The sequence below is a fragment of the Pseudomonas sp. NMS19W genome (assembly GCF_051554255.1).
Classification (GTDB): domain Bacteria; phylum Pseudomonadota; class Gammaproteobacteria; order Pseudomonadales; family Pseudomonadaceae; genus Aquipseudomonas; species Aquipseudomonas kribbensis.
Genome location: NZ_CP136718.1, coordinates 4,616,206 through 4,641,374, shown reverse-complemented (window position 1 = coordinate 4,641,374; position 25,169 = coordinate 4,616,206). Strand labels below are relative to the sequence as shown.

Sequence of the window (25,169 nt, the reverse complement as noted above, 5' to 3'; positions counted from 1 at the left end):
ATTCACTCAGGGATCGATCAATGCTCAAGGGACTGTTGCGCCTGGCGCCATACGCCGCCGTGCTGTTTTCACTGCTTTCCACCGCTCAGGCTGACGACGGCCGACGTGTGTTCACCGGCACGCTGGGCAAGACGCCGATTGTGGTGGAACTCAACACTCAGCAGCCGGATGAAGTAACCGGCCGTTACTTCTACGAGAAGTATCACCGCGATTTGGCCCTCAGTGGTTCATTGCAGGAGAGCACGTTGACGCTGGTTGAGGGCAACAATCGCTTCAGCGAGGACAAGCCACTGCCAACCCTCAAACTGAAATCCACCGCCAGCGGTTGGCAGGGCGAATGGCAAAACCCGAAGGGCAAAAAGCTGCCGGTACAACTGGTCGAGGCCAGACTTCCCGCGCCGACTGCAACGACGTTGCCCTTTATTGCCACGTTGCCGAAAGACGACCCCTACGAGTATTTGCGCCTGCAGGGGCTCAAGCTCAAACCGGGGAAGAAAGAGAACTTCATGGGCTACGAGCTGCAGTGGTGGGCGGAGCCTGAGTCGAAAATCTCTTTCTTTAGTATCGAGTCCGGTTATCCGAAAGAGGAGCAACAGCGGATCAACGAGCAATTGTTGGGACGACTCTGGAGAGAGGTCATCAGTTATCACGCCTGCATGTTGCAAGGTGGCGAGAATGCCGAGCAATGGCAAAGCGTTGCGCCCACGTTTCTCTCGTCCGATATCGTCAGCCTGAACATCAACACCGGTTACGACTGCGGCGGCGCGCACCCGGATGTCGGCAACTCCCCGATCAAACTCAATGCTCATACTGGGCAAGCGATAAAGCTGGAAGACGTTTTGGCGGTGGGTGGGCCTGAAGGCACCTCGACTGGAACAAGCGAAGGCAAACAGAGGGAGGAGTTTGCGCAGTGGCTTATAAAGCAGTTCACCTCGCTGTATCCCCAGGAAATGAAGAAGCCAGCCGAAGGTGATGAAGACAGCTGCGACTACACCGATGAAAACGTCTGGGGCGTTTTCGATTGGTACTTCACCGCCAAGGGCATTTACCTGGGGCCGTACTTCCCGCGGGTACAACGTGGTTGTGATGAACCCGAGTGGTCGATCCTGCCGTACTCCGTCGTCAAACAACACCCCGGCGCCGTCAAACTGCAACTGCCCCAGGGCTAACCCTCACGCCAGACCCGGCGCTTCACGAATAATGAAGTGATCCAGGTTCTCGATATTGGCATTGAAGACCTCGAAAGGCTTTTCGGGGTTCTTCTTGCCCGGCACCTGTTTCAACTCCGGCGTCACGCCATAAAAGAAGCAGAACAACTCCTTGTCGCTGTCGATGGCGTGCTTGATCTCTTCCAGAAACGCCTTGCGCTTGCGGTAGTTGTCGATCAGCTTTTTGTTGAGATAAACACTGACCGGATAAGGCTTCTTCTTGCTGTCATCCGGTTTCTTGAACCAGACCTTGTCCTCGAAATCGATCCGGAAACTGGCGCTGTGGAAGTCCTCGATCTTCTTGATCCGGCCCCAGTAAATCAGCCCCTTGTTGTCCATCAAGTACTCGATCTTCTTGAAGAACGAACTGTACGGCGCCGTATGCTCGCCAATCTTCAACGGCATGCGCTTGAGCAAATCCTTGTCCGCGAAGTTCGACACAAAACACTCCACGGGGTGAGCGAAGACACTGGTCTTGTCCGGTGCCGTGTCACGACTCGGCGACTCTTTTGAGGGGGAAGCCGCCACCCGCACCGGATCATCCCGCAACACATCCGCCGCCCCCGCTGGCGCGGCAGGCTTGCGCACATACTCACGACGCGTCAGCAACAACTCCGACGGGAAATGCTCCTCCCGACCGTCATCCGTTTCCCCATCCGCCGCCTCAACCCCCAACGCAGACGTCTTCAAACTCACATACGGACAGCCCGCCACATGCTGCGTACCGGGCAGATTCTTGAAGTGCGGCGTGCGCACGTAATTCACGTTCTTGGCGTTGAACGTGCCCAACTCGTTGGAAGCATCGAACGCCGCACGACAGGCATCGTTGGGGCACTGGAAGTGTTCCTTCGCAGAATCGAACGCCACCGTCTCATCGAAATTGAGATCGCGAACGTCATAGATCGACAGCTTGTCGTCGAGACTGAGGCAGTAGGCGAGGTCGAATTTCATGGTGGGGCTCGGGTCCTTGAGTGGGGAGAGGGGTATTAATAGCGGGTGGTGGGGTGGGTTGCACTGATTGTTTTCAGAATGATGCGGAACCAGCCTGCCGAGGATTGGCTATCCCAGGCAATCCGGGCCATAAAAAAACGCTGCTTGAAAACTCAAGCAGCGGTTTTTTAATGTCAGTAACTACGCAGCATTCGTGAAGCTTTACGCCACCAGGATTCCTGCCGATTGAACGGGTCCTCCGCCAGCAAACACGGCATGTCCCGCAAACGAATCCACGGCTCATCTTGCCAGTGCAACGTGCTCAACGACATCTTGGGCCAGCTCAAAACACTCAGTATCGGCCGCTCAACGGAGCGCATCGGACGGGCATCTCGCAGCGCAGGCACAACCTGATGCGTCACCCACTCACGAAGCTGCCGATACTCGGGGCAGTAGTGATAGATCAGCAGCGCATATACGCCTGACTCGCTCACCATCAAGTGTTCTCCGGCTTCGCCATAAGTCTTCACGCACATCATCTGCCGCTGATCGGCATCGAGTTTGCGTAGCTGTCGCTCATCCAGATATTTGCCCATCAGCCGCCCCAGTTCATGGACGCAGAACCAGGCCTGGTTCTCCACCAGAAGAGCATGCAGATGGGTTTTGTGGCGGGTAAAACGAGTCGGAATAAGTGGTTCAGACATGGCGTGCCTCCCGAGTCCGGAGCACGGGATTCAAACGACGGGTACAGCGATTCGCCTTCATCATGAAGGCTGAGTAGTCAGGCATTTCCATTTACCTCTGGCTGCTTTCTTAGGGCATTCGTTAAGGGTGTCGGGAGCTAAGAAACCCACCAGAGACGGGCCGGACATATTCCCCTTTCGGGTCTTGTATTCGCCCACTCCCGACATAACGGGACTTTTCGCAGACGTAGAGAAACCGCAGACGAAAAAAAGCCGCATGACTGTCGGGTGCGGAGGACCGCTCTGGTTGAGGCGTTTCTTAGGCGCCGGGACAGAAGCCTAGGGCTTCAAAGCGGCGTGGTCAATCCTATAAAAATGATCGTCGACTATTTGCTCGATTCCCGTAGGTCTAAGCATTCAAATCAAATGCAGAACGGATTTCATTGTGTAGGATTTCTCTGTCTTTGGTGTGGCACTCCCAAACGATCACTACTTTCCAACCAAGCTCCTTCAGCTTCTCCTGCACCTGCAAGTCCCGCTCAACATTCTTCGCGAGTTTAGGAAGCCAAAAGTCGAGTCTGCTTTTTGGTGTGTACGCATATTTGCAGCCCGGATGTCGGTGCCAAAAGCAGCCGTGGACGAAGATACATAATCGGTGCTTGGGGAATACCAGATCAGGCGAACCTGGCAGATCTTTTCGATGCAGGCGATAACGAAATCCCAATTCATGGCACATCGAACGCACGACCATTTCGGGCTTGGTGTTTTTGCCCTTGATCATTGACATGATCTTCGAGCGGTGTTCGGGGGAGACAATGTCTGCGCTCATCCAATGTAGGCATCCGTACTAGTCCATTGATTCGACTTTTTCGCGGCGCTCGAAACATGACATCAATGGTTCGGGGAGGTAGTCGAGATTGCATCTTCTCGGAAAGTCATGCCTATACCCCCAGTTGAAAAACATATCTTGGCGTATCCAATGTGCCGCCTGTCGGACGAATTTACATGTAGGGCACCAATATTTTCAGACGATCGGTACTGTATTTACTAACAGATAAGCAACGCGTGGCTGCTCAGAAATGCAAGCGCTGACAACCCGAATCAGTGTAGTGATAGGCATCCTTGGTCTGTCCTTTACGTGCCTTTAACAAGTGGATATTGTGGATGGCGTTGCGCCACTGTGCTCCTCTTTGAGGAAAACGTAAGTGACTTCGGGAAGGCCTCGCACGACATTCAACCGCGTTCTCATTAGGCCAAATTAGTGTCAGCACTAAGGGGTATGAGCTTGCAAATGGAAGCATGAACAAGGAGTCGGTTCTGAAAAAAGAAGGATGTAGCAAAGTCATTTCTCAACTGATTGATGTGGGAGTGACTTTTAAGGCGAATCGCTTGGGCGTGTGGGTAGCACCGTGGCTAAATTGAACCCCTTGCTCCGTATGGCGACCATTGCCGGTGTGGAGGTTGCAGTCAAACTCCATATCGCGCGTGGCGACGATCTTGACGCTCGCGATGGGGCAGGCGCTACGCCTCTAATGCTTGCCTCTGCTCGAAAGAAAAACGGCATTGTACGGCTTCTGTTGGCTGCTGGAGCAAAACCAGAGTTGCTCGATCCCGAAGGCCGAACTGCTCTCGCTTACGCGGAGAAGAGTAACTGTGCTCAATGTATTGACCTGTTGAGAGAAGCACTTGGTTTTTCCTTCCAAGTAAACGATGTGGGCACTGAACATTCGCTTCTGAGTGATGTAAGCGCCGGAGAGTTACTCCCTCACTCGGTCCAGAGCGAATCGCCGCATAACGACATAGAAGATAAAGCGGTTAAGGTGCCACCTCAGGTTGATGAAGTGCTCGCGTCTGGAAATCACCCATCTTTTGAACTCGTCATCCGCGAGGCGGAAACGATCCGAGCTGACGAGCATGCCGTTCCCTTCGAGACAAAGGCGCACGAAGACCTGATCGAACTCGACGACGAGCCTCTCGACTTGGGGTTTGAGGATGACTGGGAAGCGGAGTCTGAAGTGGTTGCCCCGCAGGGCAACATGGCCGTAGCCGAAGAAATCAGCACACTTCAAGTAACGATAGGCAAGTTCAAAGCGATCGACACTGATGTGGAGTGGGACGATGTCGATCTGTTTCTTCCAGAAAGATCGCTTCCTTTAACCAGTGAGGATCGTGCTGATCTACGTGGCTTATTCTTCCGGGGTTTACGAGAAGGGACAGTACCCCAATCAGCTCTTATCGATGTATGCCGTGAGGGTGATCTCTCCCGCAATGAGGAAACTGAGCGTCTTCTGACTTTCGTTTTAGGCGATCTTGGAGTCTTGATCGATGAGTGGGCGGAGATTACCGATCAGTCTGATCTTGTCGAGCCGTCAGTTGATGAAGAATTAAAGCTATCAGAAGCCTTGGAGTTCGCAGAAGACCTCGCATCGGGTCGTAACGAACCGCTGAGATTTTACGCTAAGGGCTTAAAGAAAGACCTGCTTCTGGCTGCTGAGGAAATTGCATTGGGCCGGGAAATGGAGGAGGCAAGGGCTCAGGCCCTGGATGCGCTCTCACGCTGGCCCTCAGGACTTACTTTTGTTTTCGAAGCTGCCGACAAAGTAGCCGGAGGCCAGGCGAGTCATGAGAACTTCACCTCTCGCGATGATCCAGCTAGTGAAGGTGACGTAAGCGAAAACTCCAGTGAGATGCCCTCCAATGAGGAGGCAGATTACGAAGAGGATAAGATCGGACTCGATTCGATCGCAACAACCTTTGTCTCCTCGGTTTCAGCTGCACGCTCTGCTGGCAACGATTACGTGAAAGTCCGAAGTGGACTTGCCGCTGCAAATCTTTCCCGAATTTTTCTCATTGAGCTTTCGAGGAAGGCGGATTGTGATTTGGCAGGTGCAGGCTTCTCCTCTGCTATTCGACGCCAGGAAGCTGCGCGAGAAAGGATGATCCTTTCTAACCTTCGTTTAGTGCTTTCCATAGCCAACAAATATCGATGGTCCGAGCTCGCTTTTGATGATCTTGTGCAGGAAGGCAACATAGGTCTGATGAGGGCTGTAGAACGGTTTGACTGGCGCAAAGGGTTCAGGTTTTCCACTTACGCGACGTGGTGGATTCGACAGCAAATTACGCGCGCTATCGCTAATCAAGAGAGAGCGGTCCGTGTTCCAGTTCACATGCAAGAACTGGCAAGAAATATCGTACGAGAACGGGATAAGTTCAAATTTAAGTTGGGCCTTCCCGAAAGCGAACGCGAGACATCCCATCGAACAGGGATTGCTCTCGATAAGCTCAAGCTCCTTTTAACCGTGTTCGAAAAGATCAGCAGTTTGGATGAGTGGTTCGACGAAACCTCTAATTCCTTGCTCGATTCTCTCTTGGAGGAGGAACCATCTGACCCGGCAAACGCTGCAGAGCATGCTTCCTTACGAGCGATTTTGATGGAAATGATTGGAGAGCTTGACGAACGTTCGGCCAAGGTGATCAACCTCCGTTTTGGCTTTGGCCAAGATGACGCTATGACCCTGGAGGAGGTTGGATCTCTGTTTGACGTCACTCGTGAGCGAATTCGGCAAATTGAATCGAAGGCACTTAAAAAGCTGTGCCATCCGTTAAGAAAGGAAAAGTTAGTCTTGTATGTAGGCGACTACTTCGAGATGAAAAAATCTCTCCCCTCAGATGAGCAATCAGAGAAGGTCACGGATGAGCGTAGCTGATGATGACCCGCCTCCAACCCAACTGGATGGAGTGCGCAAGTTTGCACGTAGGATGGCTGAACTCGGCTTCACGCACCTTTCTGGAATTGCCTAACTCAAATGAACGAACGTACTAGGTATGCCCCACCGCGAGCCGACGCAATGCTTGAAGCCCTACGTGGCCTCGGATATTCGACTGCCTCTGCTTTAGCTGATGTGATTGATAACGGTGTTTCCGCTGGAGCAACGGAAGTTCATGTGGCTTTCGACTGGGATGGTGAAAGAAGTCGAATTTCCATTTTGGATAACGGACGAGGCATGACCGACGCTGAGTTAGAGGTGGCAATGACGCTTGGCGCCAAAAACCCTCTCGATGATCGAGCGGCTAATGATCTTGGGCGTTTCGGGATGGGCCTCAAAACAGCGTCATTTTCTCAGTGCCGCTCTCTCACTGTTGCGTCTAGACCGAAGAGTGGTTCAGTTTCCTGTCTGCGTTGGGATCTCGATGCCATTGCGGCATCGAGGGACGTTGGATGGAGGATATTTGAAGGGGCAGCCCGTGGCTCTGAAGCTTTCGTTGAGCCGCTCAATGCTCTTCATTCCGGGACAATAGTTCTCTGGGAGAAGTTGGACAGAATCGTAACACTTGGCTATACGCTCAATCACTTTGCCGACTTGGTAGATGATGTTGAGCTACGTTTGGCGATGGTTTTTCATCGTCTGTTAGAAGGAAAAAACCCGGTCATCCGACTTTTCCTCAACGGAAAGATAGTTAGTCCATGGGATCCCTTTATGACAGGGCATCCCTCTAAGCCTTGGCAGTCACCAGTCGCCAAAATTGTCACCGCATCAGGGCTTGTTGAGGCTCAATGCCACGTTCTGCCACATAAAGATCGCCTCTCTGATGATGAGTTCCGTAGGGCGGGTGGGGCAGAAGGATGGACCTCTCAGCAAGGATTTTACGTATATCGAAGCCATCGTTTGCTTTTGGCAGGTGGATGGCTTGGGATTGGACAGGGCCGCGCTTGGAACCGAGAGGAACCTCATCGACTCGCCAGGATCATGTTGGACATTCCTAATACAGCCGATTCCGACTGGAAGATCGACGTCAAAAAAATCTACGGCCCGACCTCCTGTATCTGTACGTCCGTGGCTCACGAAATTGGCTGAAGATACGAGGGAAAGAGCCAGAAGAGTCTTCGCTTTTCGAGGCTCGCCAATGCTTGGACTCGGAGGACTCAAGGTTGAGCACCAAGCGTGGCGTGTAGACAGGCTTAAGGATGGGGTCCGATATCGCATCGACGAGAGGCATCCCGCTGTGGCTGCGGTAATTGAAGCGGTTGGTGGTAATGCTGGTCTTGTTCGGGCCATGTTACGCGTTGTCGAGGAAACGGTGCCTGTACAACGTATATGGCTAGATACAGCTGAAAACAAAGATACCCCAATGACTGGCTTCTCAGGGGTGCCTGAGACGGCCCCCGACGGTGTCAGAACTGTCCTCTTGACGCTATTCAGGGACATGGTCGGGCGGCGTGGAATGAGCGTCGAAATGGCTCTGACTTCGTTGTCTATGACTGAACCTTTTCAGAACTACCCCAATCTCGTCGCGTCTCTTCCGAGTCTCGCGACGATACCCGCCGAAGGGAAAGCAAGTTAATGGAAAAGCAGAATAAGGTATTTCAGCGCGTTGTCAGCGTTACTCAGACATTCTTGGTTGAAGCCTTGGAGAAAGGCTCTGTCACGCCCGCCCTTATCGCCGAGAAAGTTGATTTTGTCGCGACTCACATGGCGCCTGGCGAAAACATCGACCGGAAGGAGGCTGTCGCAGAACTCATTCGTCGATTCAGCCTCTGGATCGGCGGTGCGTCCACGTTATCAGATAAGACTGGCCACAAAGATTGGCTTAATGCAGCTCGCAGAAGAGACTGGCGTTATTGGCAGCGATATCGCGACTTTCTTGAAAGTAAGATGTCCGTCAAGGCCGTGGACGCTTTGGATGAGGCGACCAACAAAATTCTTGAACTGCTTGAAGACCCTCTTCGCGAGGAGGGGTGGGATAGGCGCGGACTCGTGGTTGGACATGTCCAATCCGGTAAAACTGGCAATTACACAGGGCTTATATGCAAGGCGGCCGATGCCGGCTACAAGATCATCATTGTGCTTGCTGGTCTCCACAATAATCTGCGTTCCCAGACCCAGATTCGCTTAGAAGAAGGCTTCCTTGGCTACGAGACCTCGGCGAAGAATGATGTCGTCCGTTACATCGGAGTGGGAGAGAACGGGCGTGACGCCGAGATTCGCCCCAACTGTGCAACAAACCGCTCGGACAACGGTGACTTCAATACCAAGGTCGCGAAACACTTAGCCATTTCTCCGGAACAGAGACCATGGCTATTCGTAGTCAAAAAAAATAAGACCGTATTGGATCGCTTACTTAAATGGATTCGCAATCATGTTGCGGACTCTAAGGACGCTGAAGGTCGTCCGCTAGTCTCAGGCTTTCCGTTGCTCCTCATTGACGATGAGGCCGATCATGCCTCGGTCGACACCGGGGACCAAGTGATAGGCAAGGACGGGGCCGTGGACGACGAATACCAACCGAAGGCCATCAATAGCCGTATCCGAAAAATCCTTCACTCTTTCTCCCGAAAAGCCTATGTGGGATACACCGCCACGCCGTTCGCTAATATCTTCATTGACCGGCGCAAGGCAACTAAGGAGGAGGGGCCCGATTTATTCCCTCAGTCTTTCATCATTAATATTTCTGCACCTTCAAACTACGTCGGTCCGGCTCGTGTTTTTGGGCTTCGGGCGACAGAGGGTAGGGCCGGCGGTTTACCGCTTACTCGTGAAGTTGATGACCAGGCGGACGAGACAGGGGAAGGAGGCTGGATGCCGCCTCGGCACGACAAAAATCACGTGCCCTTGTACAAGGGGCTCGACGAGGTGCCACCGTCGCTAAGAGAGGCTGTTTCGTCCTTTGTTCTGGTGTGTGCAGTCCGCCTCCTGCGTGGACAGGGGCGCAGACACTGTTCAATGTTAATTCATGTTACTCGCTACACCGCAGTACAGGAGGAGGTGCGCCGGCAAGTTGAGGAACTAGTGAAAAACTATAGACAGCGGGTTGAGCGCGGCTTTGAAAAAAACAAATTGATGGTGGAATGGCAAAGGCTCTGGGAGTCTGATTTCGTTCCAACGTCGGCTGCTGTAGCGACTGCCATGGAGGAGGCAAGTGGAGAATTCGACCTTCCCCGTTGGGAAGAAGTTGAGGCAGTCGTAGCGGATGTGTTGGGTGATTTGGCAAGCAGCGTCAGAGCAATCAACGGTTCGGCAGGGGACGTCCTTGATTACGCTGAGCGTGAGGAAACCGGACTGAAGGTCATCGCGGTCGGAGGTGACAAGCTCGCACGAGGACTTACCCTCGAGGGGCTTTGTGTTAGCTATTTCGTGAGAACCACGAAGATGTACGACACCCTTATGCAGATGGGGCGCTGGTTTGGATATCGTCCAGGATATCTGGATCTCTGTCGCCTCTACACCAGTTCTGATTTAGTCGAGTGGTTTGGGCACATCACAGATGCTGCGGAGGAACTTCGTCAAGAGTTCGACACCATGGCCAAGGTTCATGCCACACCCGAAAATTACGGTATGAAGGTTCAGTCACACCCTGTTCTCATGGTTACCTCACCGATCAAGATGCGAAGTGCCAAGAGTCTGCAAGTTTCCTTTTGTGGATCTGTTCTGGAGACAGTGGCTTTCCATCGCGACTCATCTGTCATTAAGAGAAATCTAGCCGTCATGGAGAGGCTACTCGACGCTGCTGGGACTCCTGCAGAGAACGGAGAATTTGTTAGACAGCGGGGTGAGGCTTGTCAGGAGTGGAAGGGATTTCTCTGGGATAACATCCCCGCCGAGCATGTTATCGAGTTCTTCTCCGGGTATTTGACTCATCCTGCTGCGAGAAAGGTTAACAGCGCCGTGCTGGCTGACTTCGTCAAGGTGATGGCAGCAAAAGGTGAGCTCACCTCTTGGACCATCGCTCTGATAGGAGGAGGTGAGGGAGCCAGTAGCATTTTCTGCGGAAAACATGCGCTCGGAAACATGATCACTCGAAACCAAAATCCCGCTTCCAAAGGAGAGCACTACTCAATCGGGCGTCTTTTGTCGCCCAGAGATGAATCGATCGATCTCGACGAGGATGCTTGGATGGCGGCCTTGAGTCTCACCGTCGAAGACAGAATGAAGGACCCTGCGCGAGGAACAGAGGAGACAAGCAAGGACTCGCCCAAAGCCCCAAGCGGGGTCTTCGTACGACAAGTTCGAGGATTGGGCGCGAAAGGAATACCTGGTCATCCCGAGCGAGGTCTTTTGCTTTTGTACCCAATTGACCCGAAAAGCGCTGGACTCCCAGATGATGGTCTTCCCATAACCGCCTTTGGGGTCAGTTTCCCTGCTAGCTATTCGGCAACCACTGTCAAGTACGAAGTAGATCACTTGCTATGGGAGACTGAATATGCCCCGGTCTATTGAGGAGTTCGTAACAGCTTGGGACGCTCTTTCGGGGGAGTGCGGGCAGGAGGGGGGTGGCTTGGTATTGTGGTGACTTCCGTTGGCGCATGTGAACTCATGGCGGCTCGGCGTTTCCCAGGAAACGAGGAAGCTCTTCTTGCTCGCTTTCCCACAGCCCGGCTAGCTTCCGCCGAGCGGCTACCTGAGGGCATGGGTTTTGAAGTTGTAAGGGCGGATCCTCGCCGCGATGGCAAGACTTGGATAGCTCTCTCACGCAAAGAGTCAGGCAGCCCCGAGTTGTTTTCAGAGATGGTCGGTGACGTTGTGGGTGCTATGGACGCCTCTGTTGGAGAGGGCGAGGCAGCGGTTCAGCGGACGATGCTACGCAGGGTTCGCATGTGGCAACAGTTCATGTCCCGTGGGGCTACTCCTCTCAGTCCTGAGGCGGAGCTTGGTCTAGTGGGCGAACTCACCATTATGGCCATTCTTATGGACTCAGGCGTTTCAACTGAGGAAGTACTCGGGGGATGGGTGGGGCCTGACGACGCTTTACAAGACTTCCTGTTGGGTGACGGAGCGCTAGAGGTGAAGGCGACGATGTCCTCATCTGGCTTTCCAGTAAAGATAACGTCCCTTGAGCAGTTGGACGATTCGGTGGCGTCACCACTCTTTCTGGCTGCGGTTCGGTTTGCGTGTGAGGAAGGCGGGCTCACCCTTCCTGAAATGATTGGGGAAGTAGAGAAACGTCTTGGTGAAGAGCCTGGAGCGGTAAATTACCTTAGAGATAAGTTGATTGTTGCCGGATATGCCGAAACCCAATCGAGGCATTACACCCGAAGATTCGAATCAAAAGAAATTCGAATTCTCTCCGTGTCCGAAGGCTTTCCGCGGTTGACTCCGGGAACGGTTCCCGTCGGAGTTATGCGAGCCCTTTACGAAATCAATCTAGACCACGTTGGTGACTACCTAATGGACCTCGACACGGCGCTCAATTTGTTAGGAGTAAATGGATGACCCTTGATGATTTTTTCGCAGAGACAAGGGGCGAGATAGCAGCCCAGATGTCTGATGGTGCTCCTTTTGGCGAACTGGTTTTTTCCGATGTGGTGATGCAACACCTTGCTGACGCGGGTATGACATTCGACCCAGTTGTGTGCCACTTTCAAGGGAAAATCGCCAATGCGAATTTGCGTTTGAGTGGTTATGCCATGTCTGAAGACGCCGATCAGCTTGATCTTTTTGTAAGTCTGTACGAAGGCTTTGAAAGTCTAAGTCCTATTCCCGATCAAGATATTAAGACGGCCGCGGCGCAATGTGTTCGATTCTTGGATCTTTGTGCAGAAGGACGTATTGCCGAAAAACTTGATCCGTCGAGTGATGTTCATTCTCTGGCTTTAACAATCCGAGAAATTTATGACGGGCTTGAACAGGTTCGTGTTTATATCCTTACAGATGGTGTAGCTAAGTCGAAAAGCTTTCAATCTCGGAATGTGGGCGGAAAACTAGTAAAGCTTGAAGTCATGGATATTGAGCGACTTTTTCGCCATCGTTCCGAAGGTAAGCCACGCGATGAACTTGTCGTTGACTTCACCGATGTGTCAGGTTCTCCTCTGCCCTGTGTTTTCGTACCAGGCGAAACAGGGGATTATGACTACGCACTAACCGCAATTCCAGGTGAGGCGCTTCGATTCGTTTATGAAAAATTTGGACCTCGCCTGCTTGAGGCCAATGTGCGCTCATTTCTAAGTGTGAAGGCGAAGGGGGTGAATGCTGGGCTTCAGAGTACTTTACGGAATGCGCCAGAAAGATTCATGGCCTATAACAATGGGATAGTGTTAGTTGCTGATGAGATGTTGTTGGATCGCACTGCCGATGGGTCGCCTGGTATAGCTTGGTTGCGAGGCATGCAAATCGTTAATGGCGGGCAAACTACGGCTTCAATTTTTTTGCCAAGAAAAAGTATGCGGATACTGATTTGAGCAAAGTTCGTGTCCCCGCAAAAATCATTGTTATGAAAGAGCAAGATCCTGCGAAAGAGGAAGCTCTTGTCTCTGATATCTCGCGTTATGCCAATAGTCAAAATGCTGTTCGACAATCTGATCTATCTGCTAATAAGCCTTTTCATGTCGATATCGAGCGATTGTCACTTTCTGTCTATTGCCCTGATGGCATAGGTCGATGGTTCTATGAGAGAGCTGCAGGCAGTTATAACACTCTTCTTGCTCGTGACGGTACGAGTCCAGCCAAACTTCGAGCTCTGAAAGAGTCTGTGCCTCCCTCTAGAAAGATCACAAAAACTGAATTGGCGAAGTACGCTGTCGCATGGGGTGGAAATGCGGATGTTGTCAGTCTTGGTGCGCAAAAGTGCTTTGACCGTTTCATGGCCGGCATGGCTGATATGGAAGCTAAAGGGACCGCTTTTACTCCGGATGTTGCTTATTACAAGGACGTTGTTTCGAAAGCGTTACTGTTCAAAGCAGTACATAAAACAGCGCGACCATTGGTGCCTGCATTTCTCGCGAACGTTGCAGCTTATACAGTTGCAGTAATTTCTCAGACTTATGGCGAAGCCTTTAACCTAGAACGTATCTGGAATAAGCAGGGTATTTCTCCCCAACTTGTTAAGCAGATTGAAATCTGGGCCAGAGAGGTCAATGATCGACTTCATGAGACAGCAAAAGGCAAAATGATCTCTGAATGGGCAAAACGTCCCGAATGCCGAGACGCTATGTTTTCCCAGCCTTTTTCTTCTCCGTCAGCGGATATTCCTGAGGCGCTCTGACATTGCGGGCCTTTTGTAGGACAAGTTCCAGAAGGTGAGTCAGTCGGGTATGCGGTGGAGGGGGCGGGTTAAATACCTGCCCCACGAAACCAAAACATCGAAAAACCGAAAGGTTTGATCAATTGCCTACTGATGTTTGGCGGCTTTTCCCTGCGCGATAGGAGTCAATGATCGCTGAGACAACTGCTGCGATTTTTCTAGCAAGGAGTGGCGGAACCGCGTTTCCTATCTGTGTGTACTGTTCCGTTCTATTTCCTTCAAAGAAGTAATTATCAGGGAATGTTTGCAATCGAGCTGCCTCTCGAACAGTCAAGCTGCGACACTGACTGGCATCAGGATGTATGTAGTAATGGCCATCTTTGGCAATGTGGGCGACGACAGTGGTAGAAGGGCCATTCTCTAATTGAACCCTGAAGCGATCACTGAACGGGACGGATTCAGAGAAAACGTTTTCATGGGCAGGTAGGAACTGCTCAGGAAACTGATGTATTTTTGGGGAGATGCCATTCAACTTCGCAAATGACGCTGCGTAGATATATCTATGCAGGTCAGTGCGCATATGACTCCTGGCCTCATGTTGTAGAACCCCTCCCAATCTAGGGTCGAGAAACCATTCGCGCTGCTTGGCATTCATGTCTGGAGACACTTTCCAAGGTATGAATCGACTGCCGCTAGTTTTCAGCCTTTGTGCCTCATCAGCCGCTTTTTTTACGGCATCTATCAAATCCCCCCGCCCGGCCTCATAGGGGTGTAATAGCATAGAGCTTGCTTCATTCAAAGTTGAGAGCCATGCCTCGATAGAGTCTCCACCCTTTGAAATTTTGCTCCGTATTGGGGGAGGCCCGATAAAGCCTGTTGAACGGTGAAAATCTTTTGGCTTGTTTCCATTACAAGTGTTTGCGGGCGCTCCAACAAGGCAGGGCAGCTTGAGGCAACGTCAGAGCGAACTCCGAGCAAGATAACTCTATGTCGAGCCTGCGGAAGTCCATGACGTTCTGCTTGAATGACAAAATCGTGTGGGTCTAGTTTTTCTACGTCTTTAGGAACCACTAAAGAACGAATGTTGTAAGAAAGGTTTTCAGCAGGAGTCGATAGATCATCAAGGATTTGTTGGAATATGTGCGAGCCACTGTGTTTTGAAGAAAGTATGCCCTTCACGTTTTCCATAACGAAAATAGTCGGTTTGAATTCGCGAATAATCCGCAGATATTCTTTGTAGAGAAAATGCTTCTCGTCGCTCTCAAACTTTTCTTGGCTTTCTCTCGTTCGACGTGCACGACCTGCTACTGAATATGCTTGGCACGGCGGGCCACCTATAAGGACCCATTCATCTACACCCTCCAAGGCCTCTTTGATCCAATTGTCGACCTCTTCGGGAGATTTTTACCAAGCTCTGCGAGCTTGGCTTCTTGAGCTGCTTCCCTTGCTTCTACCGGTACATCCGGATGATTGAAAAGCTCATCACGAGTAATTTCGCCACGGATGTATTGGTAGTATGCGTCTGGCGCTTCGCCCTTCGGAAAGCTGCGAAATAGTGCGCGGAGCGATAAGGTCCTGTGAGCGATGGGGTCTTTTTCGATCGAAACGCGAAGCTGAAACTTACGTACTCTCTTCTCAGCGCCGCCGATTGAAGAGAATCCCTCACCAAGTCCCCCTGGGCCCGCAAAGAGGTCGATGACCGGTATAGATTCCTTGTATTTCATTGATTTAGTAGATGCGCCTAAGAAGAAAGTAAAAAAGCGCATTGCAGCGCTCAGAAGAGATGCGGCGTTAGATAGACACGCCCTAAGTGCGATAAATGGTAACGGTTCACTTGATGTCGGGCAAGAAATGAACCTTGGCAGAGGCAGTGAGTTTACTAAACGAAGGAGCTCGTTAAAGCTGCCAATCCATTTATTTTTTGCTGAGCCCTCAAATATCAGGCTTTCGCAAAATTAATAGGTTCCCAGAAACCGTCAGTGCGGAAACTGCTGCAAGTGTTGTAGGATTTTTGGTAGTCAAGCTGAGGAAGTGAGTGTTTCTATTCCCAACAAAAAAAGCCCCAATTGAATTGGGGCTTTTTTGTTTTTCAGTTTTGGTATCGATCTGTCAAGTCGCGGTTAATTCAGGAATCAATCCCAGCTAAGCGCACCACCAGTCTGATACTCAATAACTCTCGTCTCAAAGAAATTCTTCTCTTTCTTCAAGTCCATAATCTCGCTCATCCAAGGGAACGGGTTAGTCGTCCCTGGATATTCTTCTTTAAGGCCGATCTGCGACAGACGACGGTTAGCGATGAACTTCAGGTAGTCCTCCATCATCGCTGCGTTCATGCCCAGTACGCCGCGAGGCATGGTGTCGCGGGCGTATTCGATTTCCAGCTGGGTGCCCTGCAGGATCATCTGCGAGGCTTCTTCCTTCATTTCGGCGTCCCACAGGTGTGGGTTTTCGATTTTGATCTGGTTGATCACGTCGATGCCGAAGTTCAGGTGCATGGATTCGTCGCGCAGGATGTACTGGAACTGCTCGGCGACGCCGGTCATTTTGTTGCGGCGGCCCATGGAGAGGATCTGGGTGAAGCCGCAGTAGAAGAAAATGCCTTCCAGAACGCAGTAGTAGGCGATCAGGTTGCGCAGCAGTTCTTTGTCGGTCTCTACGGTGCCGGTGTTGAATTCCGGGTCGGAGATGGCGCGGGTGTATTTCAGGCCCCAGGCGGCTTTTTTCGCGACCGACGGGATCTCGTGGTACATGTTGAAGATCTCGCCTTCATCCATGCCCAGCGATTCGATGCAGTACTGGTAGGCGTGGGTGTGGATCGCCTCTTCGAACGCCTGGCGCAGGATGTACTGGCGGCATTCCGGGTTGGTGATCAGGCGGTACACGGCCAGGGCCAGGTTGTTGGCAACCAGGGAGTCGGCGGTGGAGAAGAAGCCGAGGTTGCGCATCACGATGCGGCGCTCGTCGTCGGTCAGGCCTTCCGGGTTTTTCCAGAGGGCGATGTCGGCGGTCATGTTGACTTCTTGCGGCATCCAGTGGTTTGCGCAGCCGTCTAGGTATTTCTGCCAGGCCCAGTCGTACTTGAATGGCACGAGCTGGTTGAGGTCGGCGCGGCAGTTGATCATGCGCTTTTCGTCAACGGCGACACGGGCGGCGGAGCCTTCGAGTTCGGCGAGGCCTTCGGCGACGTCGAGGGAATCCAGTGCAGCCTTGGCGCGGGCCACGGCGGCCGAGTCTTCGGCGGTCACGGCGCGGGCTTCGAGGGCGGCGGCACCGCCGGCGCTGTCGAGGCGGTCCATGTTGGCTTCGGTAGCGTGGCCGGCGTTGGCGCCTTTTACTGCTACTTCACTGTCTTCTTTGTCGAATTCGTCCCAGCTCAGCATGACGTGTCGTCTCCTGCGTGAGGGCCTGTGCCCGTGTGAAAACTGATTGGTTGGTTTTTCACACGGCCGTACAGGCCGCGTTGGATGTCGTTTTTTGCAGCGGTACAACGCAGGCAATAAACAGAAAATTTTTACGGGTTTCCGAGAGCCTCTGACGGGCGCGAGTCAGCGTGGACGCTGCTGCGGGGCTTCAGAATGGCTTTGATCCCTGTAAGGGAATATTGCTGACCCGATTGGGCGGCATTATAGGGAAAAAAACACCGGCGTGGGGGAGGGCGAAACAGCGCAGGGCGGTCGAGCGGGAGGGTGATTTCGTTTGGAGCGAGGGTTTACAGGGCTTTCGCCGGGATTGGCCCCGGAGAATTTTTTTTCATTAATTTTTCTGCGTGTGATTGGTTGCTCAAAAAACGAGCAAAAAACCGCGTTTTTCACTATATCTTGTGTTTTGCAACCCTTTTACGTCCCTTCAAACACAACTGAGCCCGACCGAAGCCGGGCTGGAATCGACCCTCGATGTTGCGCTGAGCGATCCGATTCGGTGCAGTCTCAAACCATCAATTGGTGCAGCCGTTACCCATCACGCTGTAACGCAGGATGTGACGCTGGCCGGTGGAGTCGTCGTACTCCATTTTCATCGGTACCACTTCGCAGACATTCGGAACTTCGCTCATCGATACAACTTTGGCGATGTCCAGGTGAGTGGAGTAAGTGTATTCCTCGATGGCCGGTTGTTGCTGTGCGACATCAGTCGGGACCTCGTCTGCCATGGCGGTTGCGCACAGACTGCTGAGGGCCAGAACCAATAAAGCTTTCATTTGAAATTTACCTTCTTGAGGTCGAGTGGGGTCACGCAACCTTTTTGGGGTTGCGTGTGGAACTTCATCGTTTTGGTTTGTTACTTCAGAGCTGGATTAACGGCCTTCGTGGGGGCTGTAACGTTGTTAATCACTTTGCCTTGTCGGCGAGGCAGATTTTAGGGAGGCGGGGTGGGTGTAAACAGATGGGGTTTTGATAAACACCTTTGGCAGATTTGGTAACAATCGCTGCCAGGCCAGTAGATTCAAGGCCTGCGAGGTCGTTGAGGGCGAGCATCGGGATTATCGCCACGACCTGTAGGGGCTTGTTACTACCATCGTCGAATGGTTCTATACGGTCGCCCCGGCTACAACAGGGTCATACAAAAACAACTATTACACCGAGGTAGGAAAGATGAGTGCGGCTTCTCTGTATCCCGTTCGTCCCGAGGTTCTGGCCAATACGCTGACCGACGAGGCGACCTACAAAGCCATGTACCAGCAGTCGGTCGTCAACCCTGACGGCTTCTGGCGCGAACAAGCCAAGCGCCTCGACTGGATCAAGCCTTTCACCACGGTGAAACAGACTTCGTTCGACGACCACCATGTCGACATCAAGTGGTTTGCCGACGGCACCCTGAACGTTTCCTATAACTGCCTCGACCGCCATCTGGCCGAGCGCGGCGATCAGGTCGCCATCATCTGGGAAGGCGACGATCCTTCCGAAAGCCGCAACATCACCTACCGTGAACTGCACGAACAAGTCTGCAAGTTCGCCAACGCCCTGCGTGGCCAGGACGTGCACCGCGGCGACGTGGTGACCATTTATATGCCGATGATTCCCGAAGCCGTGGTCGCCATGCTGGCCTGCACCCGGATCGGCGCGATTCACTCGGTGGTGTTCGGCGGTTTCTCGCCGGAAGCCCTGGCCGGTCGCATCATCGACTGCCGCTCGAAAGTGGTGATCACCGCTGACGAAGGCATCCGTGCCGGCAAGAAGATTTCCCTCAAGGCCAACGTCGACGACGCCCTGACCAACCCGGAAACCAACAGCATCCAGAAAGTCATCGTGTGCAAGCGCACCGGCGGCGACATCAAGTGGAACCAGCATCGCGACATCTGGTACGAAGACCTGATGAAAGTGGCGGGCACTGTCTGCGCGCCGAAAGAGATGGGCGCCGAAGAAGCGCTGTTCATCCTTTATACCTCCGGTTCCACCGGCAAGCCGAAGGGCGTGCAGCACACCACCGGCGGTTATCTGTTGTACGCAGCCATGACCCACGAGCGCGTGTTCGACTACCGTCCGGGCGAAATCTACTGGTGCACCGCCGACGTCGGTTGGGTCACCGGTCACTCCTACATCGTCTACGGCCCGCTGGCCAACGGCGCGACCACGCTGCTGTTCGAAGGCGTGCCGAACTACCCGGACATCACCCGGGTGGCGAAGATCGTCGACAAGCACAAGGTCAACATCCTCTACACCGCGCCGACCGCAATCCGCGCGATGATGGCCTCCGGCACCGCTGCTGTCGAAGGCGCGGACGGCAGCAGCCTGCGTCTGCTCGGTTCGGTGGGCGAGCCGATCAACCCGGAAGCCTGGGACTGGTACTACAAGAACGTCGGCAAGTCCCGTTGCCCGATTGTCGATACCTGGTGGCAGACCGAAACCGGCGGCAACATGATGAGCCCGCTGCCGGGCGCTCATACCCTGAAGCCGGGTTCGGCCGCACGTCCGTTCTTCGGTGTGGTGCCGGCGCTGGTGGACAACCTCGGCAACATCATCGAGGGCGAGGCTGAAGGCAATCTGGTGATTCTCGATTCGTGGCCGGGTCAGGCGCGCACCCTGTACGGCGACCACGACCGTTTCGTCGACACCTACTTCAAGACCTTCCGTGGCATGTACTTCACCGGTGACGGCGCTCGTCGCGATGCCGACGGTTACTACTGGATCACCGGTCGCGTGGATGACGTACTCAACGTGTCCGGTCACCGCATGGGTACTGCCGAAATCGAAAGCGCGATGGTCGCCCACCCGAAAGTCGCCGAAGCGGCGGTGGTCGGTGTGCCGCACGACATCAAGGGGCAGGGCATCTATGTCTACGTCACCCTGAAGAATGGCGAAGAGCCGAGCGAGCAACTGCGCCTCGAGCTGAAGAACTGGGTGCGCAGGGAGATCGGCCCGATTGCTTCGCCGGACGTGATCCAGTGGGCGCCAGGGCTGCCGAAGACCCGTTCGGGCAAGATCATGCGCCGCATCCTGCGCAAGATCGCTACCGCCGAGTACGAAGGCCTGGGCGACATCTCCACCCTGGCCGATCCGGGCGTGGTGCAGCATCTGATCGACACCCACAAGACCATGAACGTCGCGTAAGCGGCGGGTCTGAAGGCTGAAAAGCCCCGTCCGGCATCGCGCCTGGCGGGGCTTTTTCATTTTTGGATGATCGTTCCCACGCGGAGCGTGGTAACGATCAGTGACGGGGGATCTTCGGCCAATAATTATCGAATTGCTCCGTCAGCCCATTCCCACTGTTACCCACCAGCCTTCAAGTAACCGAATGTGTAACCGCCCGCCCCGCAACGGGGCAATGAGAAACGCATCGCCCCGTTTTTGAGCCTCAAAACGACCGGTGAAAAATAAGACATCACCCCGCGCTTGCCGGATTAGAAGGGTTTGCGAATAATAGGCCCGCAATTTGCAGCATAGATCGGTTCACTGTCTTTCGCTCTTGCATGAAATTGCGGAGCTGTCAATGTGCTCAGGCGGGTTTCTCGGTGCTTCTGTAATTAGTTGTCGCATTGAAGAAATATCGGCTTCGGGCCTGTCGTTAGAATGCCGATCACTCGCTCGTCGTGGCTCGCGTTGAAGCCTTCAGGGTTTGTTCGGAAATATCCCACGCACGCAGCAACCGCTTTCGTTCCACCCATTCGCATATTGGGCTGTCGCTCACTCTGCCGTTTTTGCCCTTTACCGATGGAGTCCCAAGATGAAGAAACTTGTGCTGCTTGGCGCCCTGGCACTGTCCGTGCTGTCCCTGCCGACATTCGCCGATGAAAAGCCTCTGAAGATCGGTATCGAAGCGGCTTACCCTCCATTCGCATCCAAAGCCCCGGACGGCAGCATCGTCGGTTTCGACTACGACATCGGCAACGCACTGTGCGAAGAAATGAAGGTCAAGTGCCAGTGGGTCGAGCAAGAGTTCGACGGTCTGATCCCGGCACTGAAAGTGCGCAAGATCGACGCGATCCTCTCGTCCATGTCGATCACTGAAGACCGCAAGAAGTCCGTGGACTTCACCAACAAGTACTACAACACCCCGGCCCGCCTGGTCATGAAGGAAGGCACCGTGGTCAGCGACAAACTGACCGAGCTCAAGGGCAAGAATATCGGCGTGCAGCGTGGTTCGATCCACGAGCGCTTCGCCCGTGAAGTCCTGGCTCCGCTGGGTGCCGAGATCAAGCCATACGGCTCGCAGAACGAAATCTACCTCGACGTGGCCGCCGGTCGCCTCGACGGCACCGTGGCGGACGCCACCCTGCTGAACGACGGCTTCCTGAAAACCGACGCCGGCAAAGGCTTTGCGTTCGTCGGCCCGCAGTTCACCGATGAAAAATACTTCGGCGACGGCGTAGGCATCGCGGTACGCAAGGGCGACGCCCTGAAAGACAAGATCAATACTGCCATCGCGGCCATCCGCGAAAACGGCAAGTACAAGCAAATCCAGGACAAGTACTTCGACTTCGACATTTACGGCAAGTAAAGACGTCGCTCGACCCGTCCGAAATGGCGCAAGCAACAGGATCTCTGCGGTTTGCGCCATTTTTTCATCCCAACTTTCGAGGACCTGAATCATGTTGAAAGGCTACGGGGCTGTCATCCTCGATGGCGCTTGGCTGACGCTTCAGCTCGCCTTGTCGTCCATGGCCCTGGCCATCGTTCTCGGGCTGATCGGTGTCGCATTGCGCCTGTCGCCGGTGCGCTGGCTGGCCTGGCTGGGCGATCTGTATTCCACGGTGATCCGCGGGATTCCCGACCTGGTGCTGATCCTGCTGATCTTCTACGGCGGTCAGGACCTGCTCAACCGCGTCGCCCCGATGCTCGGCTATGACGAGTACATCGACCTGAATCCGCTGGCCGCCGGTATCGGCACCCTCGGTTTCATCTTCGGTGCGTACCTGTCGGAAACCTTCCGTGGCGCGTTCATGGCGATCCCCAAGGGTCAGGCCGAAGCCGGCATGGCGTACGGCATGAGCAGCTTCCAGGTGTTTTTCCGGGTGCTGGTGCCGCAGATGATTCGTCTGGCGATTCCGGGCTTCACCAACAACTGGCTGGTGTTGACCAAGGCCACCGCGCTGATTTCCGTGGTCGGTCTGCAAGACATGATGTTCAAGGCCAAGCAGGCGGCCGACGCCACCCGCGAGCCTTTCACCTTCTTCCTCGCAGTGGCGGCGATGTACCTGGTAATCACCAGCGTCTCGTTGCTGGCGCTGCGTCACCTTGAGAAGCGCTACTCGGTAGGCGTAAGGGCGGCTGATCTATGATCTTCGACTACAACGTCATTTGGGAATCGCTGCCGCTGTACCTCGGCGGCCTGCTGACCACCCTCAAGTTGCTCGCGCTGTCGCTGTTTTTCGGTCTGCTGGCGGCGTTGCCGCTGGGGCTGATGCGCGTCTCCAAGAACGCCGTGGTCAATGGTGCGGCGTGGCTCTACACCTACGTGATTCGCGGCACGCCGATGCTGGTTCAACTGTTCCTGATCTACTACGGTCTGGCCCAGTTCGAAGCCGTGCGTGAAAGCTTCCTCTGGCCGTGGCTGTCCAGCGCAACGTTCTGTGCGTGCCTGGCGTTCGCGATCAACACCAGCGCCTACACCGCCGAAATCATCGCCGGCAGCCTGAAGGCCACGCCGAACGGTGAGATCGAAGCGGCCAAGGCCATGGGCATGTCGCGGGTCAAGATGTACAAGCGCATCCTGCTGCCGTCGGCCCTGCGTCGGGCACTGCCGCAGTACAGCAATGAAGTGATCATGATGCTGCAGACCACCAGTCTGGCGTCCATCGTGACCCTGATCGACATCACCGGCGCGGCCCGTACTGTCAACGCGCAGTTCTACCTGCCGTTCGAGGCGTACATCACCGCCGGCGTGTTCTACCTGTGCCTGACCTTCATTCTGGTGCGCCTGTTCAAGCTGGCCGAGCGTCGCTGGCTGAGCTACCTGGCCCCGAGGAAGCACTGATATGGAACGCATCGACCACGTTCTGCCGTGGAGCCACCTGGGCAGCGAGCGCCGGATTTCGGTATTTCGCTTCGGTAGCGGTGAGCGCAAGGCCTATATCCAGGCCAGCCTCCACGCCGACGAACTGCCCGGCATGCGCACTGCCTGGGAACTGAAAAAACGCCTCGGCGAACTTGAAGCCAAAGGCCAGCTCAACGGCGTCATCGAACTGGTGCCTGTGGCCAACCCGCTGGGGCTTGGCCAGTTGCTACAAGGCAACCATCAGGGGCGTTTCGAGGCCGGCAGCGGCAAGAATTTCAACCGTGATTTCGTCGAGCTCAGTGCCCCGGTGGCCGCCAAGCTGGAAGGACAACTCGGTGATGACCCGCACGCCAACATCCGTCTAATTCGTCAGGCAATGGCCGATCATCTGGCCGCGTTGCCCGAGGCCAGCAGCCAGTTGCAAGGCATGCAGCGCATCCTGCTGCAACATGCCGCCACTGCCGATGTGGTGCTGGACCTGCATTGCGACTGCGAAGCCGCGCTGCACATGTACGCCTTGCCTCAGCACTGGCCGCAGTGGCGTTCGCTCGCCGCGCACCTGGATGTGAAGGTCGGCCTGCTGGCGGAAGATTCCGGCGGCAGCTCGTTCGATGAAGCCTGTTCGCTGCCGTGGCTGCGTCTGTCGCGGCTGTTCCCGGACGCGCAGATTCCACTGGCGTGTCTGGCAACCACCGTTGAACTGGGTGGTCAGGCCGACACCACACCTGCACAAGCCGAGGCTTGGGCAGAGGGGATTCTGGCGTTCCTCGCAGAACAAGGCCTGATCCGTGGCGAGTGGCCAAGCGCCGTGCGCGAACCGTGCGAAGGCATGCCGTTTGAAGGCACTGAATTGCTCCTGCCGCCGCATCCCGGTGTGGTGAGTTTTCTGCGCAAGCCCGGCGAATGGGTTGAAGCCGGTGACAAGATTTTCGAAGTGATCGATCCGCTGTCGGATCGGGTCAGCACGGTGTGTGCTGGTACGTCCGGGGTGCTGTTTGCCATTGAGCGGCTGCGTTACGCCCAACCCGGTTTCTGGCTGGCCAAAGTGGCGGGGCGCGATGCGCTGCGCGACGGCCCTTTGCTCAACGACTGACTGTTTTTGTGAGAACCGACCGCATGTACAAACTTGAAGTCCAAGACCTGCATAAACGCTATGGCAGTCACGAAGTGCTCAAGGGCGTTTCCCTGAAAGCGGCCGCCGGCGATGTGATCAGCATCATCGGCTCCAGTGGCTCCGGCAAAAGTACTTTCCTGCGTTGCATCAACCTGCTCGAGCAGCCGCACGCGGGCAAGATCCTGCTCAACAACGAAGAGTTGAAGCTGGTGGCAAACAAGGACGGCGCGCTGAAAGCCGCTGATCCGAAACAGCTGCAACGCATGCGTTCGCGCCTGTCGATGGTGTTCCAGCACTTCAACCTGTGGTCGCACATGACCGCGCTGGAAAACATCATGGAAGCGCCGGTCCACGTGCTGGGTGTGTCCAAGGCCGAAGCCCGCGAGAAAGCCGAGCACTACCTGAACAAAGTCGGCGTGGCCCATCGTAAAGACGCGTTCCCGGGGCACATGTCCGGTGGCGAGCAGCAGCGTGTGGCAATCGCCCGTGCGCTGGCGATGGAACCGGAAGTGATGCTGTTCGACGAACCGACTTCGGCCCTCGACCCGGAACTGGTCGGCGACGTGCTGAAAGTCATGCAGGCCCTCGCTCAGGAAGGCCGGACCATGGTGGTGGTGACTCACGAAATGGGCTTCGCCCGTGAAGTGTCGAACCAGCTGGTGTTCCTGCACAAAGGCGTCGTGGAAGAAAGCGGCAACCCGCGCGAAGTGCTGGTCAATCCGCAGTCGGAACGTTTGCAACAATTCCTCTCGGGCAGCCTCAAGTAATCGCTCCCGTTATGCACCAAATTAGGTCATGCTGCGCAGCGCGCCAGATGGTCTAATTTGGTTGCAGCCGATTTCGGTTTTT

At 54.4% G+C, this 25,169-nt stretch carries 21 protein-coding genes; 14 read left to right on the top strand and 7 right to left on the bottom strand.

Annotated elements, in window-relative coordinates:
- Positions 1 to 20 precede the first annotated feature (20 nt).
- A complete protein-coding gene (locus R1A29_RS21160) occupies positions 21 to 1,169 on the top strand; it encodes a hypothetical protein (protein WP_438299467.1) in 1,149 nt (382 codons plus the stop codon).
- A 3-nt stretch (positions 1,170 to 1,172) separates the two neighbouring features.
- On the opposite strand, the gene R1A29_RS21155 is transcribed toward R1A29_RS21160, so the two are convergent.
- The 3 genes from R1A29_RS21155 to R1A29_RS21145 form a co-directional block, all read right to left on the bottom strand.
- Positions 1,173 to 2,159 carry a hypothetical protein gene (locus R1A29_RS21155; RefSeq protein WP_438299466.1) on the bottom strand — a complete coding sequence of 329 codons (987 nt, stop codon included), beginning with the start codon at positions 2,157 to 2,159 and terminating at the stop codon, positions 1,173 to 1,175.
- Positions 2,160 to 2,332: 173 nt separating this feature from the next.
- Positions 2,333 to 2,842, bottom strand: a complete 510-nt coding sequence (locus R1A29_RS21150; RefSeq protein ID WP_438299464.1) for a BRO-N domain-containing protein — start codon at positions 2,840 to 2,842, stop codon at positions 2,333 to 2,335.
- Positions 2,843 to 3,230: 388 nt separating this feature from the next.
- Positions 3,231 to 3,650, bottom strand: coding sequence for a very short patch repair endonuclease (locus tag R1A29_RS21145; RefSeq protein ID WP_114884943.1), 420 nt, complete (start codon positions 3,648 to 3,650; stop codon positions 3,231 to 3,233).
- A gap of 580 nt (positions 3,651 to 4,230) precedes the next feature.
- Here R1A29_RS21145 and R1A29_RS21140 point away from each other — a divergent pair.
- The 6 genes from R1A29_RS21140 to R1A29_RS21115 all read left to right on the top strand — a co-directional run bounded on the left by R1A29_RS21140 (position 4,231) and on the right by R1A29_RS21115 (position 13,798).
- Positions 4,231 to 6,528, top strand: coding sequence for a sigma-70 family RNA polymerase sigma factor (locus tag R1A29_RS21140; RefSeq protein WP_438299463.1), 2,298 nt, complete (start codon positions 4,231 to 4,233; stop codon positions 6,526 to 6,528).
- 141 nt (positions 6,529 to 6,669) lie between these two features.
- A complete protein-coding gene (locus R1A29_RS21135) occupies positions 6,670 to 7,677 on the top strand; it encodes an ATP-binding protein (RefSeq protein WP_438299462.1) in 1,008 nt (335 codons plus the stop codon).
- A gap of 486 nt (positions 7,678 to 8,163) precedes the next feature.
- Positions 8,164 to 11,037 carry a Z1 domain-containing protein gene (locus tag R1A29_RS21130; RefSeq protein WP_438299461.1) on the top strand — a complete coding sequence of 958 codons (2,874 nt, stop codon included), beginning with the start codon at positions 8,164 to 8,166 and terminating at the stop codon, positions 11,035 to 11,037.
- 96 nt (positions 11,038 to 11,133) lie between these two features.
- Positions 11,134 to 12,030 (top strand): PD-(D/E)XK motif protein, encoded by an 897-nt coding sequence (locus tag R1A29_RS21125; RefSeq protein ID WP_438302073.1) that lies wholly within the window; start codon positions 11,134 to 11,136, stop codon positions 12,028 to 12,030.
- Positions 12,027 to 12,995 carry an AIPR family protein gene (locus R1A29_RS21120; RefSeq protein WP_438299460.1) on the top strand — a complete coding sequence of 323 codons (969 nt, stop codon included), beginning with the start codon at positions 12,027 to 12,029 and terminating at the stop codon, positions 12,993 to 12,995. Before R1A29_RS21125 ends, R1A29_RS21120 begins: the two co-directional genes overlap by 4 nt.
- The gene (locus tag R1A29_RS21115) at positions 12,992 to 13,798 is read left to right on the top strand and encodes an AIPR family protein (protein WP_438299459.1); all 807 of its coding nucleotides are present in this window, start codon (positions 12,992 to 12,994) and stop codon (positions 13,796 to 13,798) included. The genes R1A29_RS21120 and R1A29_RS21115 overlap by 4 nt, the downstream gene beginning before the upstream one ends.
- A gap of 118 nt (positions 13,799 to 13,916) precedes the next feature.
- Here R1A29_RS21115 and R1A29_RS21110 read toward each other — a convergent pair whose 3' ends face one another.
- Complete coding sequence (locus tag R1A29_RS21110) at positions 13,917 to 14,576, bottom strand: DNA cytosine methyltransferase (RefSeq protein ID WP_438299458.1); 660 nt, start codon at positions 14,574 to 14,576, stop codon at positions 13,917 to 13,919.
- Positions 14,573 to 15,142 (bottom strand): DNA cytosine methyltransferase, encoded by a 570-nt coding sequence (locus tag R1A29_RS21105; protein WP_438299457.1) that lies wholly within the window; start codon positions 15,140 to 15,142, stop codon positions 14,573 to 14,575. Before R1A29_RS21105 ends, R1A29_RS21110 begins: the two co-directional genes overlap by 4 nt.
- Before the next feature lie 330 nt (positions 15,143 to 15,472).
- On the opposite strand from R1A29_RS21105, the gene R1A29_RS21100 reads away from it, so the two are divergent.
- On the top strand, positions 15,473 to 15,736 hold the full coding sequence (locus R1A29_RS21100; protein WP_438299456.1) for a hypothetical protein: 264 nt from the start codon (positions 15,473 to 15,475) through the stop codon (positions 15,734 to 15,736).
- A 173-nt stretch (positions 15,737 to 15,909) separates the two neighbouring features.
- On the opposite strand, the gene R1A29_RS21095 is transcribed toward R1A29_RS21100, so the two are convergent.
- Together R1A29_RS21095 and R1A29_RS21090 are read right to left on the bottom strand one after the other, a co-directional pair.
- Positions 15,910 to 17,157, bottom strand: a complete 1,248-nt coding sequence (locus tag R1A29_RS21095; RefSeq protein WP_085709714.1) for a ribonucleotide-diphosphate reductase subunit beta — start codon at positions 17,155 to 17,157, stop codon at positions 15,910 to 15,912.
- Positions 17,158 to 17,711: 554 nt separating this feature from the next.
- On the bottom strand, positions 17,712 to 17,972 hold the full coding sequence (locus R1A29_RS21090) for a DUF2790 domain-containing protein (RefSeq protein WP_085709715.1): 261 nt from the start codon (positions 17,970 to 17,972) through the stop codon (positions 17,712 to 17,714).
- Positions 17,973 to 18,366: 394 nt separating this feature from the next.
- Between R1A29_RS21090 and acs the strand changes: the two genes are divergently transcribed.
- The 6 genes from acs (at position 18,367) to R1A29_RS21060 (ending at position 25,087) form a co-directional block, all read left to right on the top strand.
- The gene (acs, locus tag R1A29_RS21085; RefSeq protein WP_085709716.1) at positions 18,367 to 20,322 is read left to right on the top strand and encodes an acetate--CoA ligase; all 1,956 of its coding nucleotides are present in this window, start codon (positions 18,367 to 18,369) and stop codon (positions 20,320 to 20,322) included.
- Between the two features lie 613 nt (positions 20,323 to 20,935).
- On the top strand, positions 20,936 to 21,709 hold the full coding sequence (locus R1A29_RS21080; RefSeq protein ID WP_065261786.1) for an ABC transporter substrate-binding protein: 774 nt from the start codon (positions 20,936 to 20,938) through the stop codon (positions 21,707 to 21,709).
- Positions 21,710 to 21,800: 91 nt separating this feature from the next.
- Positions 21,801 to 22,490: an ABC transporter permease gene (locus R1A29_RS21075; RefSeq protein ID WP_065261785.1), complete on the top strand. Its 690-nt coding sequence runs from the start codon at positions 21,801 to 21,803 to the stop codon at positions 22,488 to 22,490.
- Entirely contained in the window at positions 22,487 to 23,185 is a 699-nt protein-coding gene (locus tag R1A29_RS21070) for an ABC transporter permease (RefSeq protein WP_248742494.1), read from the top strand. Before R1A29_RS21075 ends, R1A29_RS21070 begins: the two co-directional genes overlap by 4 nt.
- Before the next feature lies 1 nt (position 23,186).
- A complete protein-coding gene (locus tag R1A29_RS21065; protein WP_438299455.1) occupies positions 23,187 to 24,299 on the top strand; it encodes a succinylglutamate desuccinylase/aspartoacylase family protein in 1,113 nt (370 codons plus the stop codon).
- Positions 24,300 to 24,322: 23 nt separating this feature from the next.
- On the top strand, positions 24,323 to 25,087 hold the full coding sequence (locus tag R1A29_RS21060; protein WP_003227281.1) for an ABC transporter ATP-binding protein: 765 nt from the start codon (positions 24,323 to 24,325) through the stop codon (positions 25,085 to 25,087).
- The last annotated feature ends 82 nt before the right edge of the window (positions 25,088 to 25,169 follow it).

Coding starts and splice junctions, on each gene's coding strand:
- R1A29_RS21160 (WP_438299467.1), top strand. CDS start 21: ATGCTCAAGGGACTGTTGCGCCTGGCGCCATACGCCGCCGTGCTGTTT.
- R1A29_RS21155 (WP_438299466.1), bottom strand. CDS start 2,159: ATGAAATTCGACCTCGCCTACTGCCTCAGTCTCGACGACAAGCTGTCG.
- R1A29_RS21150 (WP_438299464.1), bottom strand. CDS start 2,842: ATGTCTGAACCACTTATTCCGACTCGTTTTACCCGCCACAAAACCCAT.
- R1A29_RS21145 (WP_114884943.1), bottom strand. CDS start 3,650: ATGAGCGCAGACATTGTCTCCCCCGAACACCGCTCGAAGATCATGTCA.
- R1A29_RS21135 (WP_438299462.1), top strand. CDS start 6,670: ATGCTTGAAGCCCTACGTGGCCTCGGATATTCGACTGCCTCTGCTTTA.
- R1A29_RS21130 (WP_438299461.1), top strand. CDS start 8,164: ATGGAAAAGCAGAATAAGGTATTTCAGCGCGTTGTCAGCGTTACTCAG.
- R1A29_RS21125 (WP_438302073.1), top strand. CDS start 11,134: ATGGCGGCTCGGCGTTTCCCAGGAAACGAGGAAGCTCTTCTTGCTCGC.
- R1A29_RS21120 (WP_438299460.1), top strand. CDS start 12,027: ATGACCCTTGATGATTTTTTCGCAGAGACAAGGGGCGAGATAGCAGCC.
- R1A29_RS21100 (WP_438299456.1), top strand. CDS start 15,473: ATGACCGGTATAGATTCCTTGTATTTCATTGATTTAGTAGATGCGCCT.
- R1A29_RS21095 (WP_085709714.1), bottom strand. CDS start 17,157: ATGCTGAGCTGGGACGAATTCGACAAAGAAGACAGTGAAGTAGCAGTA.
- R1A29_RS21090 (WP_085709715.1), bottom strand. CDS start 17,972: ATGAAAGCTTTATTGGTTCTGGCCCTCAGCAGTCTGTGCGCAACCGCC.
- acs (WP_085709716.1), top strand. CDS start 18,367: ATGAGTGCGGCTTCTCTGTATCCCGTTCGTCCCGAGGTTCTGGCCAAT.
- R1A29_RS21080 (WP_065261786.1), top strand. CDS start 20,936: ATGAAGAAACTTGTGCTGCTTGGCGCCCTGGCACTGTCCGTGCTGTCC.
- R1A29_RS21075 (WP_065261785.1), top strand. CDS start 21,801: ATGTTGAAAGGCTACGGGGCTGTCATCCTCGATGGCGCTTGGCTGACG.
- R1A29_RS21070 (WP_248742494.1), top strand. CDS start 22,487: ATGATCTTCGACTACAACGTCATTTGGGAATCGCTGCCGCTGTACCTC.
- R1A29_RS21065 (WP_438299455.1), top strand. CDS start 23,187: ATGGAACGCATCGACCACGTTCTGCCGTGGAGCCACCTGGGCAGCGAG.
- R1A29_RS21060 (WP_003227281.1), top strand. CDS start 24,323: ATGTACAAACTTGAAGTCCAAGACCTGCATAAACGCTATGGCAGTCAC.